We start from the raw sequence: 14584 nt of genomic DNA on the forward strand, positions 1-14584 counted from the left end.
TCACCACGAGCCGGGGAAGCGGGACGAGCCGGCGATCGCCAGGAGGCTGAAGACGAGCGCGACGCCGGTCGCGATCAGCAGCGTCTGGCCGACGTGCCGACGGGCCGGTGCTGCGAGGAGGCCGAGCCCGGCGAGCAGCGCGAGCAGGGGCAGCACCCACACCGGTACGACGGCCGACAGCAGGCCCGCGACCACCGCGAGGCCCACCCCGGCGGCCACCGCGGGCCCGAGGGGGACCGGCCGCGTGCCGCGGCGCAGCCCGACCTCCGTCACGGGACCCGACTCCGGGAGCTGGTCGGGCGCGAGGACGCGCAGCAGCAGGGTGATCGTGGCCGGGTCGGCCACCACGACGACGTCGCGGAAGCGGTCGGCGACGGCGTGGCGGCGGACGACCTCGTCGAGGCGGTGGCCGCGGTCGACGTCGGGGAACCGCACGGGTGCGAGCACTACCTCGGGCCGCGCGCCGCGACCGAGTGCCTGCACCACCCGCTTCGCGTCGCCGGTCGGGGCCGTCAGCACGACCGCCGAGGAGCCGAGGCGCCCACGCACCTTCGCCAGGTCGCCGTCCGCGGCCTGCGTGCTGACCACGAGGATCCGCTGGTAGTCGGTCACGTGCTGACCGTAGACCCGTCGGGCCACCCGCGCCGCACTCGCTCTGCGGAAGCGATGTCTGCGGGATATCAGCCCGGCCCCCGACGCGACACCCGATAATCGGACGTGCCACCTGCACGTACACCCGAGGAGGACCACCCGTGTCAGAGGTAGACGCAGACCGACGGATCCTGCGTGCGTCATCCATCGGGGCGCTGGTCCTCACAGGACTTTCGCTGTTTCTGGGGTACGTGGGCTACCGCACTCTTGGCCTAACCCCGCTCGACTCCTTCTTCGGCACATTGCAGATGTTCGCGCTGGACGCACCACGCGATCTGGCTTCGGATTCCGTCGCGATCGGTATCGCTCGCTTCACTGCGCCCCTAGCACTGGCAATGGCCTCGGTGCTCGCAGTGGCGGCGCTAGCCGGCACCTCGGTGCGGCACTCGTGGCGATTGCGACGCGTCGACCAGCACGTGGTCGTTCTCGGACTCAGCGACAACTCGGTCGAGTTCGTCAACTCGCTTCTCGAGCACGGGCAGGCTGTCGTCGTCGTCGAACTTGCGGGCGACCATCCGAGGCTAAACGCCGTTCGGCAGTCCGGAGCGCTGGTGATTGTTGGCGATGCGTCGCGGGAACCTGCTCAACAGCGGGCACGCATCGAGCGAAGCCGTCGGGTGGTCGTGAGTACCGGTGACGACGGCCGCAACCTGCGTACAGCTGAGCTCGCCATGCGCTTGATGACAGACTCGAGGGACGCGACGGTTCACGTGTTGCTCAACGACTACTGGCTGCACGAGGAGCTCGCGCGGACTGAGTTCACGGCCGGAGCCGAGACCGGGCCGGCCATCGACTTCGTCCATCGCGCCGATTACGAAGCCGCCGCATTTATCGAGACAGTGACGACCAGTTCCGCCTCGTCACTTGCATCAGCCGTCCTCCAGTTCACTGGCACCGGAGTCCGTGGTCGCCGCACTCTGGTCCACCTGGCGCGTCGCAACCTGCTGCTGGGAATAGTCGGAGCAATTTCCGTCGACGACGCCACTCGGGAGTCGGTGGTGCGCCCGGCGTTGGAGGAAGCGCCGTGGATTGGCGACGCGCTGAGCTCCAACAACACCCGAACGAGGACGCCTGGCGTGTGCTTGGTCGCCGTGGACGGCTCGGACGGTAACGCGCTCGGTACAGCCCTGCGTCTGGCATCGGCGCACCCGACATCCGAGGTGTTCGTCCTAACCGATCTCCCCGTCGGTGAGTCGCTCGCACAGCGAGGCTCGGCAGTAAGGGTCGTTCCCGCCGGATCGCTCGCCCTGAGTCCGGGGAGCCTCCTGTCGCACTCGTGGGTGGACACCCTTGCCCGTTCGCGTCATCAGATCTACTGCGCCTTCGAGGTTCAACGCGGGGTGGATCCCGCGACCAATCCCTCGATCGTCCCGTGGCTTGACTTGCCCGAGCCCCTCAAGGAGTCGAACCGAGACTTCGCCAGGTCCATAGCGACGTTGGTGGAGGGCTTGCCTCTCACCCTCACGGCACTGCGAGGCATGCCGGAAGGTGGCGCCGCGCTTAACGACGACCAACTGGAGCTGCTCGCACGCGGGGAGCACGATCGCTGGATGCGAGACCTCGTCCGCAAGGGCTGGCGGTGGGGAGCCGGTCCGAAGGATTCTGAGGCGAAGACTCACCCTCTGTTGGTCGACTGGGCAGACCTGTCGGAGCCAGAGCGCGAGAAAGATCGCGACAGCATCCGGTCGATCCCGGACATGCTCGCGCTAGTCGGGCTCGAGCTACAGCCGGAGCGGTAGACGCGGTCAGCGTTTGCGGATATTCACGCCAAGCACGACACCCACGATGAGGCAGGCGAATGCAATCCAAGCCCCGGCATCGGAGAGCGGTCCACTGGCATTTCCCTGCGCATCCGTCGGGCTTACCCCGATCAAGATGAATGCGACAGCGGTAGCTGCGCCGAGGGCACCTGCGAAGGTCAGCATCCGCTTCCTGCGAGCGAGATCGTGCTTGAGGCGCCCAGAAAACCAGAGCGGAGGGATGAAGGCCAGTAGTCCGACCGTGAACAGGGGTAAAAGGATGACCCAAATCCCTGGTCGTTTGGTGCCACCGTTCGGCGGACCGACGGGTGCGGGAGGCGGGTACCAGGCTGCCGGTGTGGGGGCTGTCTGAGGTGCTGTGGGCGCGCCGCTCACGGGAGGCGGGTACCAACCCGTCGGAGTTGCGGTGGCCGGCGGCCCGGCTTGCGATGCTTGCGCCGCTGCCTTGACCCATCGCGACCCGCGATCGTCCACTGGAGAGTTCGGCGAACCCAGTCCGAGCTCGGCCCGGTGCTTCATGAGGAACCGGCCGACCATCGTGTGGTAATTCGCGCGGCTGGCCACTCCGTCGTGGGTTGCCAGCATCGCAGGATGCGTGGAGACGTCCTTGGTCGCGAACTGTCGCGGCAACTGGGATACGGCGTACTTCACCGCATCGAGGTCGAGATCGTCGAAGGACACGGTCGGCGTGTTGGGCGCACCCGGCGCAGGGGTGGGCCCACTTCCACGCAGGATGCCAGACAGGGTCTCGATGTCTTTCGTCCATCGGGTGTCCGAGAGCTCGAACGCGTTGAGTCGTGCCAGCCGGCTGATGTCGTCGGGCAGCTCTGCCGCACCAGGCATCTGCGCTCCCTCGACCAAAACTGGAATCACGCGAACCCGACCAGTCTCCAAAGCGCTCTGTACCTCGAGGCGAACGAAGTCCTGGGGTTCGTCGATGCGCCGCACCGCGGTCCCGGGACGGACGTCCAGCCACTGGTCGCCGATCATGACCAGGACGACGTCGCACTGGGCGATTTCTCCGCGAATGTGCTCTTCGAAGTCAGCACCTGGAGGGATCGAGTCGATGTCCATGAAAATCTGCGCGCCTGGAAGGCGATTCCGTAGGCCGTCGTTCAGACCATTCGCCTGTGACTGCGCGTCACTTCGCCGATAGGAGATGAATATGCGCTGTGCGCCCTGCATGCCCCGTGTTCCGTCCCCATCAGTTTATGTGGCGCTGCCGAGCGCCGTATGCCCGCTTAGGCAGTGAAGGCGACGACGCTGCGACTGAGTACGGCGGCACACTAACAACGCGACGACTTGCTGGCATGCCAATCCTGCGATGCCAGGCCCCGCGGTGACATCTCGCGATGGCTCGCAATGCTACGGCACCCGTCTCTGCGACGATGCGGGCATGAAGCTCCTGCTGACCTCCGGCGGCGTCACCAACGCCAGCATCCGGGCCGCGCTGGTCGACCTGCTCGGCAAGCCCATCGAGGAGTCGGCCGCACTCGGCATCCCGACCGCCCAGTGGGGCCACCCGATGTGCGGGCCGGGGTCGTTGCGCCGGTTCGTCACCGACGGCACTCCCCCGACGATGACCGGCCTGGGCTGGAGGTCCGTCGGGATGCTCGAGCTCACCGCCCTCCCGACGATCGCCCGCGAGCGCTGGGAGCCCTGGGTCCGCGAGGCGGACGTGCTGCTCGTCGACGGCGGGGAGGCGACGTACCTCGCCCACTGGGTGCGCGAGTCCGGCCTCCTCGACGTGCTGCCCGAGCTCGACGACACGGTCTGGGTCGGCGTCAGCGCCGGCAGCATGGTGCTGGCACCGCGGATCGGCGACCTGTTCGTCGAGTGGGAGCCGGAGCAGGGCGACGAGGCGCTCGGGGTCGTCGACTTCTCGATCTTCCCGCACGTCGGGCTCTTCCCGGGCAACACCTTCGAGATCGCCAAGGAGTGGGCCGCCGGGCTCGGCAACGCCGCCTACGCCCTCGACGAGCAATCGGCCGTCCTGGTCGACGGCGAGCGGGTCGAGGTCGTCTCCGAGGGCGAGTGGCGGCAGCTCGGTGGGTGAGCGCGCCACGCCCCACCTCCGCGTCGACGTCGAGCGGCTGCGCGCCAACGTCGTGCGCGCCGCTGCGTCCGCCGCGGACGCCGGGGTCGCGATCCGGCCGCACGCCAAGACCCACAAGTCGGCCGACATCGCCCGGCTACAGCTCGAGGCGGGCGCCGTCGGGCTGACCGTCGCGACCGTCGGTGAGGCAGAGGCGTTCGCCGACGCCGGGTGCACCGACCTGTTCATCGCCTACCCGCTGTGGCTGACCGACGCGCTGGCCGCCCGCCTCGGAGCGCTCGCCGACGGCGGCGCCCGGCTCGCGATCGGGGTCGACTCGGTGGACGGCGCCCGGACCACCGCGACGCTGCTGGCCGGCTCGGGTGTCGAGGTCGTGGTCGAGGTCGACTCGGGTCACCACCGCAGCGGCACCGACCCGGCGTCCGCCGCCGAGGTCGCGCTCGCCGCCTCTCCCCTCGGCGTCCGCGGCGTCTTCACCTTCCCCGGGCACTCCTACTCCCTCGACGGGCGGGCCTCCGCTGCCCGCGACGAGTCGCTCGCCCTCACCACGGCGCGTACGTCGCTCGCCGCCGCCGGCATGTCGGCACGGGTCGTCAGCGGCGGGTCGACCCCGTCACTGGAGCACGCGGACGCCTCCGTGCTCACCGAGGTGCGGCCCGGCGTCTACGTCCTCGGCGACGCCCAGCAGTGGGAGCTCGGCGCGATGGCGCCCGGCGACATCGCCCTGTCGGCCGTGGCCACCGTGGTCAGCCACGCCGGCGGACGTGTCGTGCTCGACGCCGGCTCGAAGGTGCTCGGCGCGGACCGGGCGGCGTACGCCACCGGGTTCGGGCGGCTGCTCGACCACCCCGACGCGCGCATCGTGCTGCTCTCCGAGCACCACGCGGTCGTCGAGATGTCCAGGCCCCTGCCCGCTCTCGGCAGCCGGGTGCTGGTCGTGCCGAACCACTGCTGCACCGCGGTCAACCTCGCCGACGAGCTGTGGCCGACGACCGGCGACGGGCCCTGGCCGGTCACCGCACGCGGTCGCAACACCTAGAAGGCGATGACCTGGCGGAGGGCCCGGCCATCGGCGAGGTCGTCCATCCCCTCGTTGACGTCGGCGAGCGCGATGGTCGAGGTGATCAGCCGCTCGACCGGGAGCCGCCCCGCGCGCCAGAGCTCGACGAACGCCGGGATGTCACGCGACGGCACGGCCGAGCCGAGGTAGCTGCCGATGATCGACCGGCCCCCCGCGACGAGCCGGAGCGGGGAGATGCTGGCCAGTGCGGCAGCCGGGGGGAGGCCGACCGTGACGGTGCGGCCGCCCGGACCGGTGACCTCGACGGCGGTCTCGAAGGCGCGGACGTTGCCGGCCGCCTCGATGACGACGTCGGCGGCAAGCCCTTGCTCGACCGCCTCGGCAGGAGCGAGTGCGCGGTGCGCTCCGAGGTCCCGCGCCGCGGCGACCTTGTCGGGGGCCGCGTCGACCCCGACCACGGTGACGTCGTCGACGGACAGCGCCGTCAGCAGCGCGGCCATGCCGACGCCTCCGAGCCCGACCACGGCGACCGTGTCGCCGGGACGCGGCCGACCGGCGTTGAGAACGGCTCCCCCGCCCGTCAGCACCGCGCAGCCGAGCACCGCTGCAACCCCGGGAGGTACGTCGTCGTCGACCGGCACGACCGAGCGCTCGTCGACCACCGCGTGCGTCGCGAAGCCCGAGACGCCGAGGTGGTGGCTGACGGGCTCGCCGCCCCGAGAGAGACGTGATCCGCCGCCGATCAGGTGCCCTGCCTCGTTGGACGCACTGCCCCTCACGCACGGCCGGATGCCGTCGGTGCGGCACCCGTCGCACTCGCCGCAGCGCGGCAGGAAGGTCATCACCACGCGCTGCCCGACCATCACCTGGGTGGCATCCGGCCCGACGGCCTCGACGCGGCCGCACGCCTCGTGCCCGAGGAGCATCGGCACCGGGCGCGGCCGGTTCCCGTCGACGACCGACAGGTCGCTGTGGCAGATGCCGGCCGCCTCCATCCGGACGAGCACCTCGCGCCCGGTCGGCGGCTCGAGGTCGAGCTCAGCGACCGTGAGCGGCGTACTGCTCGCGTAGGGCCTCTTGGCCCCGAGCACCTCGAGGACGGCAGCAGTGATCTTCACCCCGTCGACACTAGCGACGGGTGGACGCACGGAGGGGCGCCCCGTCACCGGGACGCCCCTCCGCTCGGATGCTGCTAGCGTTTCCTGACGAGCACCACGCGCGTGGTGGTCACCGAGGTCGCACCGGTGGTGCTGACGAACCTGATCGTCAGCGTGACACCGACCCTGCCCTTCTTCCTGAGCTTCTTCAGCTTGCTCCCGGTCACCTCGATCTTGGCCTTGAGCGTCGTCGCGCCCGAGGCGGTCCTGGTGACGCTGCGGACCTTCGGACCGGTGACGCTGAGCGTGCCGGCCGCGCTGACCGTCACCCCGAGCACGGCCGTGCCCCGCCGGGTGTTGGGCTTCGCCGTCCCGACCTCGACCACCAGGTTCGTCACCGGAGCGACCGGCGGGACGACCGGCGGAGTGGTGGTCGGCGGCGTGGTCGGGGGCGTGGTCGGCGGCGTCGTCGGCTCCTCGGGCTCCTCCGCGACGACGAGGGTCAGCGCCTCGGATGTCGTGGTCCTGCCCGACGAGTCGGTGACGGCCGCCTGGAGACGGACCTCCTTGCCGGCGTACGTCGCGCTCGGCGTCCAGCCGAAGAGGTACGGCGCCGTGGTGGCGGTGCCGACCGGCGACCCGTCGACGAGCAGCGTGGCCGACTTCACCGCGAAGTCGTCCGAGCCGCGCAGCAGCGGGTAGACGGTCTCGCCGACGTCGATCTTCGTGCCGTTGCCGGGGTCGACGACCGCAGCCGTCGGGGCGTTGTCGGCGACGGCACCGACCGTCGTCGGCACGCCCGCCACCGCGGTGGTCGCACGCGTGGTCAGCGTGATCGACGCCGCCCCGTTCACGTCGGTGCCGGAGATGGCCTCGACACCCGTGCTCGGGTCGGCGGGACCACCCGCCACCGGTGCCGTCGAGCCGACGTAGCTGCCCGAGACGGCGAGCGGGGCGCCCACCCGGACGGCAGTGTTGTCGGCGTTGGCGTTGTAGGCCGCGAAGCCGTTGCCGGTCAGGATGCTGCCGGACACCGACAGGGTTCCCGTGCCCGCGTCGGTGGCGAGGATGCCGTAGGACTTCGCCGGGTCGGCCTTGAAGTAGTTGCCGGTGACCCGGCTGCCCTTCACGAAGCCGTCCGCGCCGCTGGTGAACTTGACGCCGGTCTGCGGGTAGACCGAGTTCGGCGTGCCCTTGACCACCGTGCTGCTGACGTAGCCGTGCTGCTCGATGCCGGTGCGGACGACGTTGTCCGCCGCACCGTCGCGACCGCGGGCGCCGTCGAAGAGGATGCCGCCGGACTGGTAGCCGGTGACGACGCTGTTGGCGACGGTGACCTCGTTCTCGACCGTGCCGGCGCCGGAGCCCCGGATGAGGCCGGTCTTCACGATGCCCCATCCGTGCGGGTTCTCCGCCAGCTCCGCGGCGCTCGTGGCGACCTTCATCGGCCCGACCACGCTCTCCGAGACCCGGCCCGCCGCACCGAAGAAGGCGATGCCCGCCTCGGCCCAGGTGCTGCCGGAGGTGACGGTGACGCCGGAGATGTCGACGAACATCTCGTTGGTGTCGGTGGAACCGAGCGACTGGCGCGAGACGGTGATGACGTTGCCGCCGCCGTCACGCAGGTACGGCGCCGCGCCGGCGAGGGTGCGGAGCGACTGGTCGGGCTCGATGGTGACCTTGCCGGCACCGGCGCCCTTGATCTTCAGGGGCTTGGTGATGGTCAGGCCGTTGGTCGCGCCCGCGGCCACCGGGTTGGCGGCGTGGGTGAAGGGCGTCGAGGACTCCTGGTAGGTGCCCTCGCAGACCACGATCGTGTCCCACGGAGCCGCGAAGTCGACGGCGTCCTGGATCGAGGTGAACGACGCCGTCGGGCACTGGACCCGGTCGTCGTCGACGACCCAGGCGGTGTCGTTGTACTCGTGGCCCACCTGGTCGTCCAGCTTCACGTTGCCCGGGGTGTTGTCGGACGACGTCAGGAACGTCGCCGGGTCGGGCCCGGTGGCCGGGGCGCCGCTGCCGGCACCGTCGGCGACGTCACCGTCGGAGAGCACCATGTCGGACGCAGAGGTCGACTCCTGGAAGCGGAGGTCGGCCAGCTGGATCGACCCCGAGGCCGGCGTGCCGTCCTCGCCGAACCGCAGCTCGACCGCGTCGAGCGTGCTGAGGTCGACGCCCTGGGCGGCGAACTCGCTGAGGGGCACACGGATCTGCTCCAGCACGATGTGCGTGTTGGGCGTGTTGGTGCCGGTCGACATGTGCAGGGCGTTGCCCCACCGCTCGTCGCCGGCGCGGACCGTGGCCTCGTGGCCGGCCTCGTCGCGCAGGGCGATGACGAAGTCCTGCGTCGTGCTCGCCGGGTCGTACGACGTCGGCTTCTCGTTGGGGTACTCCCAGTTCGGGCTGGTGCCCGTCCGGGTGTTGTCGCCGCGGTTGTCGGCGCCCGGGTTGCGGAGGTCGAAGAAGTTGACGTCCGCGTCGACGACGAGGGCCTCGAGTCCGCTCATGTCCTGGCTGGCCGCCGGGATCTGGGCGGTCAGCTCGGCCGTCCTGCCGCTCTCCCACGCGAGGGCCAGCTGGCGGCCGTACGAGTGGTTGACCGGCGCGTTCTCGCGGATGCCGTTCTGTCCGCCGAGGGCCGCCTTGCCGGGCAGCGGGCAGGCCTTGGCGCCCGTCGGCTGGGTGGGCTTGCCGAGCTGGGCCGGGGCGAAGTCGTCGGGCTCCGGGTTGCACCAGTCGTAGCCGCCCGCCGTCCTCTTCGGCAGCGCGACGGCTCCGTTGTCGAGGTAGGGGTAGGCGAAGCCGCTACCGCTCAGGGTGCCGCCGAGGGCGTTGAGCGAGAGCGGGTTCTCGATCTCGGGACGGATCACGTCGACCCGCTGCGCCGGCGGGGCGAAGTAGGTCGTCGAGGCGTACTCCTCGCACCCGATCCGGGTGCCGGACACGCTGGTCGGGCAGGCCGAGGCCGGGATCTGCAGGTGCGAGTCGGTGTCGGACAGCTCACCGGTCAGGTAGGGCTCGAACGCGCCCTCGCCGCCGACGTACCGACGGAAGAAGGCAGCCATCGTGGCGAGGCCGAGCTTCTCCTGGTCGCCCATCCGCGCCGGGTCGCCGGAGATCTTGGTGTTGACCAGCGGGTTGAAGGTGTCGGAGTTGTCGATCTTGTAGTTCTGCGCGTCGTCGGTGTAGCTCGCGGCGCCGCTCAGCCGGAGGTTGTTGGGGTGGACGTTGGTCGCCGCGGTGGTCGAGAACGGCGTCGAGTTGCCGCAGGCCGCGTCGTTGTTGTTCTGGCCGTCCGCACCGCCGTCGGCGTACCAGACCGTGTTGTACCAGTTGTGGATCGACCCGAGGTGCGTCACCTGGATGCGCGGGAACGGGTCGTCGCCGTTGACGTACTGGCTGCGCTCGAAGAAGCGGGCGCCCTGGAGGTTGGACACGTCGCCGTCGCACATCGGCAGGATCGTCATGTACGGCGTGCCGTAGGGCGCCTTGCGCTCGTAGTCGACCGGCGCCAGCGAGATGACGCCGCGGAGGGGGTAGCGAGGTCCGTCGGTCCGGATGCGGTTGTAGTCGATGAAGCTGGTGACCGCGTCACCGCCGCGCGAGTGGCCCATCAGGCCGATGCGCGTCATGTCGAGCTTGCCCTTGAGGGTGTCACCGAGCGTGGTGTGCGCGTCGTTGACCAGGCCCGTGCTGCTGCCCGCGCTGAGCGCGTCGAGGGTCGCCGCGATGAGGAGGCGACGCTGGTGCATGCCCTTCCCCTTGGCGTTGTCCTGGCGCATCATCAGCTGGTCCTGCGACAGGGAGAACACCGTGTAGCCCCAGCTCGCGAGGTTCTCGCCGAGGTAGGCGTAGCCGGCCTCGTTGCGCTTGAACGCCGTCACGCAGGTGAGGCCCGCGCTGTTCGTGTTGCCGTCGCACGAGCCGTGGTTGCCGTGCACGAGCACGATCAGCGGGGACGGCTCCGTGCGCTGGGTGAAGTCGGGGTGGTAGAGCGCGCCGCGGATCTCCATGTCCTCCGGCGCGGCCACCGACCCGGCGGTCGGTGCACCACCGGCGGAGTCCGGCTCGTTGAGCGGGGTGGTGCCGAGCTTGACCTCCTGGATCGTGCGAGGCGTGTAGCTGCCCCTGGCGGTCGGGTCGGGGAGGTCGTCGACCGAGGTGGTCGCTGCCGCCCGGGCGGGCGCAGCGATCAGGGTTGCGGCGGTCACTGGTGATGCCAGCGCTGCGAGGAGCGGCAGCGCCGCCAGCGCGCGCAGGCGCGCCGAACGGGGTTGCTTCACGGGATGTCCTGTCTCTTCGGGGGTGAGCGCTCGTCAGACGTACGGCGCGGCCCGAGGACTCGCACCCGAGCGACAGGTGAAAAGTAGGGTCGCTCGGTTGCGGTGGTGTTGCCCGGTTATTTCGGTGGAAGCCCCGTTCGGCGTCCTTGTGTTACGAGTGGTCGGCTGGGCCGAACGCCCTCACGAGTCGGGAACCCGCGGAGGGCCAGGAGGACGCGAAGGGCCCGGATCGACGATCCGGGCCCTCCTCGCCCCTGCGTCGATCCGGACCGACCGGCTATGACCTGCGGGTGCTGTTCTGCTCGTTCAGCTTTTTCTTGGCCAGCGGGAGTCCCACCAGGGCGAGGAGCTTCCAGACCGCCCATCCGAGCAGGGCGAAGAGATTGCGTTTGGTGCGAGCCATGGTTGCCTTCCGTCCTTCTGGTGTCGTCGCGGCGCGGACGGCGCCGTCGAGCTGGGGAGCGGGTGCGGCGGCCGGACGAGGCCGGCCGCCGTACACGTCACGCGGTGGGCACTACTTCTTGAAGGCGTCCTTGACGTTCTCGCCGGCCGACTTGACGTCGGACTTCGTCTGGTCGGCCTTGCCCTCGGCCTTCAGGCTGTCGTTGTCGGTCGCGTCGCCGACGACCTCCTTGGCCTTGCCCACGAGGTCCTCGGCGGCGTTCTTGGCCTTGTCTGCGATTCCCATGTGATTTCTCCTTCTTCCGGGTCGGGTGATGCGGTGTTGCTCCACCCCGGCGCCCTGCCGGGGAAGTCGGTGTACCGCGTGCGTCAGCTGGCGCGCGGGAGCGAACGGCCCCACGGGGCGACGCGGAACTGCACGCTGCAGTGGAGGTCGTCGCGGCCGAGGGCACCGGCGAGCTGGGCCGACACCTCGTCCGCGCGGCGGGCCAGGTGCGCCAGGTCGGCTTCGGGCTCGATGACGGCCTTGAGGGTGGCCACGAGCTGACCACGGTCACGCACGACGGCGCCCCGGGCCGAGCGGACCCCGACGGTGGTCGCGAGCGCGTCGGCAGCGGCGTCGGCCACCTTGGAGCCGGCCACGTCGAGTCGGCCCGTCGCGTCGGAGCCGTCGAGGACGAGGTGCTTCACGCGTGCGCTGGTCAGGTGGGAGGCGATCCACCGGATCCCGATCAGGGCCAGGACGATGCCCACCAGGGCGGCGGCCCAGGGGAACCACGCGGCGTCGACCACCTCGGCCACCCGGCTGGTGTCGCTCGTGGCGACCGGTCGGCGGCCGGCGATGGTGACCCCGCTCCACCACCAGATGGATGCTGCGCCGCCGACGATCAGCACGAGCGCCAGCAGGAGGGTCGCGATGCGGTCGATGAGGAGAGTCTTGCGCGTTGTCATGGCGGTACCTCAGCTTGCTTCGTTCGAGATGGAGATCGCGAGTCGTGGCCTACGCTCCAGGGCGTCGAGGGCGGGAGCGACACGTGCGTCGATGTCGTCCTCGACCTGGCTGTTGCGGTCCTTGGCAGCCACCGAGGTGGCCGTGACGCGCACCTTGCGACGGGTGGCTCTGACGCGGACGTCGGTGAGGGTGTCGGTCCCCTCCAGCGCCGATCCCAGGACGGCGGCGAGGTCACGAGGACGCAGGTGGACGCCCGTGTTGGCGCTCAGCGCGAGACCCTTGCGAGGCCTCCGCCTGAAGACGACGGGCAGCAGCAGCAGGCCGAGCACCACCGCGACGATCCCGGCCAGGAGGACCAGGACGGAGTCACCCTCGATGCCGTCGCCGGCCTCGATCGCCGACGAGATCCATGCCGTGTCCGTGATGGCACCCAAGGACACGAGGAGTGCCTGGATCCCCACGACACCCAGCCCGATGAGGGCGAGCGCGATCAGCTGCGCGAAGAGCGGTGAGGCACCGGTGCCCACGGGGGGCTTGGCGGCGCGCAGCGCGTCCTCGGCGCCGACGTCCGGCGCGGCGGGGGCCGCGACGTCGGACGTCGGGGCTGGTCCCGGGTGCGCGTCCGCGGCGTTGCGGGTGGGGGTGTCAGGTGTGGCGGTCATCGGTTCTTCCTTCTGCTAGTGAGGCTCCGTCTCGGATCGGATCGAGCCGGGAGCGGGCTACTGCACCCGGGCGTCAGCGGCTTCGAGGTGCACCACGTCGGCCACGGTGACGTCGACCCGGGTGACGGTGACGCCGGTGAGGTCGGCGACCTGGCGGGTCACGTGCTCACGGACCTGGGCGGCGACCCGGTCCAACGGCGTGGGCCAGGTCGCGGCGACCTCGACGGTGATCTTCGAGGTGCCGCCCGCGACGACGGCCTCGGCGTGCGGCAGTCCCTTGCGGATGAGCTTGGTCCACCCCGTGCGCGTGTCGATGACGGCCTCGATCTCGGAGGTCGCGATGGACGCGACCCGCTCGACGACCTTGTCGGCGATCACGGTGCGGCCACGCTCGGCGGCGGGCACGGGTGCCGTGGGGGCGGTGAGCGAGGTGTCAGCCACGGTCACGACGTCCCACGAGGGCGGAGAGGTCGACCTCCCCGTCGAAGTGCCCGCCGATCAGGTAGCCCACCGTGCCCAGCACGAGGGCGATCAGGAAGCCGGCGAACCCGCCGGCGGCGGCGGCGATCGCGAGGAGGAGGCCGGCGATGAGGCCGACGGTGGAAGTAGTCATGGTGTGCTCCTTGTCGGTGGACTCGGTGACCGAGTCCGTTGGTGTGTGTGCGGCTGCCCGCTGGTGCGTCTCGGGCGTGTCGTGGGACGGGGGTTCAGCCCCGTCGCGTTCAGCGTGGTGTGGTGGGGGTGATGTCCTCGACGACCACCTCGACAGGCCCCCCGAGCAGGGTCGAGACGGTGTCGCGGACCTGCCCGGCGACGGCCAGGACGTCGGAGCCCATGGCCACGGTGACGTGCACCTGGGTCGAGGCACCGAGCCTGACCCCGCTGACGCGACGACCCGGCAGGTAGGTCCCCACCTCACCGAACGCGCCACCGTGCAGGCCAGTGACCCCCGGCACCGCGAGCACCGCAGCAGCCACCACGTCGGCGGTCGTGCCGTCGGGTGCTGCGGTCCCCTCACCCCCGTAGCTCTGGGTCGGGACATCGGTCCCGGTGGGGAGGTCGGGTGCGGTCACTGGACCCGCGGCTCGCTGCCGGCACCCGAACCCGTGCCCGAACCCGCGCCGGTGGCGTCGGCGTGGTCGTCGTCGGAGTCGATGTGGACGTCCTGGACCTCGATGTTGACCTCGACCACGCGCAGGCCGACCATCCGCTCCACCGCAGCGATCACGTTCGACCGGATCCCCGCAGCCAGGTCGGCGATCGCCACGCCGTACTCCGCCACGAGCTGGATGTCGATCGCGGCCTCCTTCTCGCCCACCTCGACCGAGATGCCCTGCGAGTGGTTGGTCGAGCTGCCCGGGATCCGCTCACGGATCGCACCCACCGCACGCGCCGTGCCGCCACCGAGGGCGTAGACACCGGAGACCTCCTTGGTCGCCAGGCCCGCGATCTTCGACACCACGGTGTCCGCGATCGTCGTACGACCCTGCGTCGACTCCAGCTCCCCACCAGTCGTGCTGGTGGCGGCCGTCTTCGCGATGCTCTTCTCGCTCACGTGATCAGTCCTCTTCCATGCTCCGGTGCACTGCTCGTGCACGCTCCTGCCGGCGTGATGTGTGTACGCCGATCGTTCGAAGGTGAGACGAGACCGGATTCCCGATCGTCACGCCGGTCTGCACGTGGCGCACGTCACAGCAGGC

Annotated in this window: 14 protein-coding genes; 3 read left to right on the forward strand and 11 right to left on the reverse strand. The window is 70.5% G+C overall.

From position 1 onward, the window contains the following. The gene (locus tag BLV76_RS03605; protein WP_139306459.1) at positions 1-612 is read right to left on the reverse strand and encodes a hypothetical protein; all 612 of its coding nucleotides are present in this window, start codon (positions 610-612) and stop codon (positions 1-3) included. Between the two features lie 140 nt (positions 613-752). On the opposite strand from BLV76_RS03605, the gene BLV76_RS03610 reads away from it, so the two are divergent. After that, positions 753-2390 (forward strand): RyR domain-containing protein, encoded by a 1638-nt coding sequence (locus BLV76_RS03610; RefSeq protein ID WP_090967907.1) that lies wholly within the window; start codon positions 753-755, stop codon positions 2388-2390. A 6-nt stretch (positions 2391-2396) separates the two neighbouring features. Here BLV76_RS03610 and BLV76_RS03615 read toward each other — a convergent pair whose 3' ends face one another. Then, positions 2397-3596, reverse strand: a complete 1200-nt coding sequence (locus tag BLV76_RS03615) for a toll/interleukin-1 receptor domain-containing protein (protein ID WP_090967908.1) — start codon at positions 3594-3596, stop codon at positions 2397-2399. Between the two features lie 211 nt (positions 3597-3807). Between BLV76_RS03615 and BLV76_RS03620 the strand changes: the two genes are divergently transcribed. Both BLV76_RS03620 and BLV76_RS03625 read left to right on the forward strand, forming a co-directional pair. Then, on the forward strand, positions 3808-4467 hold the full coding sequence (locus tag BLV76_RS03620; protein WP_090967909.1) for a Type 1 glutamine amidotransferase-like domain-containing protein: 660 nt from the start codon (positions 3808-3810) through the stop codon (positions 4465-4467). Next, positions 4460-5506, forward strand: coding sequence for an alanine racemase (locus tag BLV76_RS03625; RefSeq protein ID WP_090967910.1), 1047 nt, complete (start codon positions 4460-4462; stop codon positions 5504-5506). The genes BLV76_RS03620 and BLV76_RS03625 overlap by 8 nt, the downstream gene beginning before the upstream one ends. On the opposite strand, the gene BLV76_RS03630 is transcribed toward BLV76_RS03625, so the two are convergent. From BLV76_RS03630 to BLV76_RS03670, 9 genes are all read right to left on the reverse strand, one after another. Beyond that, entirely contained in the window at positions 5503-6606 is a 1104-nt protein-coding gene (locus tag BLV76_RS03630) for an alcohol dehydrogenase catalytic domain-containing protein (protein ID WP_090967911.1), read from the reverse strand. The two genes, BLV76_RS03625 and BLV76_RS03630, sit on opposite strands and share 4 nt — an antisense overlap. A 74-nt stretch (positions 6607-6680) precedes the next feature. Next, a complete protein-coding gene (locus BLV76_RS03635) occupies positions 6681-10868 on the reverse strand; it encodes an Ig-like domain-containing protein (RefSeq protein ID WP_217630250.1) in 4188 nt (1395 codons plus the stop codon). A gap of 514 nt (positions 10869-11382) precedes the next feature. After that, positions 11383-11556, reverse strand: coding sequence for a CsbD family protein (locus tag BLV76_RS03640; RefSeq protein WP_090967912.1), 174 nt, complete (start codon positions 11554-11556; stop codon positions 11383-11385). A gap of 83 nt (positions 11557-11639) precedes the next feature. Further along, positions 11640-12221: an Asp23/Gls24 family envelope stress response protein gene (locus tag BLV76_RS03645; RefSeq protein ID WP_090967913.1), complete on the reverse strand. Its 582-nt coding sequence runs from the start codon at positions 12219-12221 to the stop codon at positions 11640-11642. A gap of 9 nt (positions 12222-12230) precedes the next feature. Next, a complete protein-coding gene (locus BLV76_RS03650) occupies positions 12231-12884 on the reverse strand; it encodes a DUF6286 domain-containing protein (RefSeq protein ID WP_090967914.1) in 654 nt (217 codons plus the stop codon). Positions 12885-12941: 57 nt separating this feature from the next. Beyond that, positions 12942-13325 carry an Asp23/Gls24 family envelope stress response protein gene (locus BLV76_RS03655; protein ID WP_175539556.1) on the reverse strand — a complete coding sequence of 128 codons (384 nt, stop codon included), beginning with the start codon at positions 13323-13325 and terminating at the stop codon, positions 12942-12944. Beyond that, positions 13318-13497, reverse strand: coding sequence for a hypothetical protein (locus tag BLV76_RS03660; protein WP_090967916.1), 180 nt, complete (start codon positions 13495-13497; stop codon positions 13318-13320). The genes BLV76_RS03655 and BLV76_RS03660 overlap by 8 nt, the downstream gene beginning before the upstream one ends. 109 nt (positions 13498-13606) lie before the next feature. Further along, positions 13607-13957: a hypothetical protein gene (locus BLV76_RS03665; RefSeq protein ID WP_245734524.1), complete on the reverse strand. Its 351-nt coding sequence runs from the start codon at positions 13955-13957 to the stop codon at positions 13607-13609. Further along, complete coding sequence (locus tag BLV76_RS03670) at positions 13954-14439, reverse strand: Asp23/Gls24 family envelope stress response protein (protein WP_090967917.1); 486 nt, start codon at positions 14437-14439, stop codon at positions 13954-13956. The genes BLV76_RS03665 and BLV76_RS03670 overlap by 4 nt, the downstream gene beginning before the upstream one ends. Positions 14440-14584: the final 145 nt, after the last annotated feature.

Origin of the sequence: Nocardioides exalbidus, assembly GCF_900105585.1 — a bacterium.
Classification (GTDB): domain Bacteria; phylum Actinomycetota; class Actinomycetes; order Propionibacteriales; family Nocardioidaceae; genus Nocardioides; species Nocardioides exalbidus.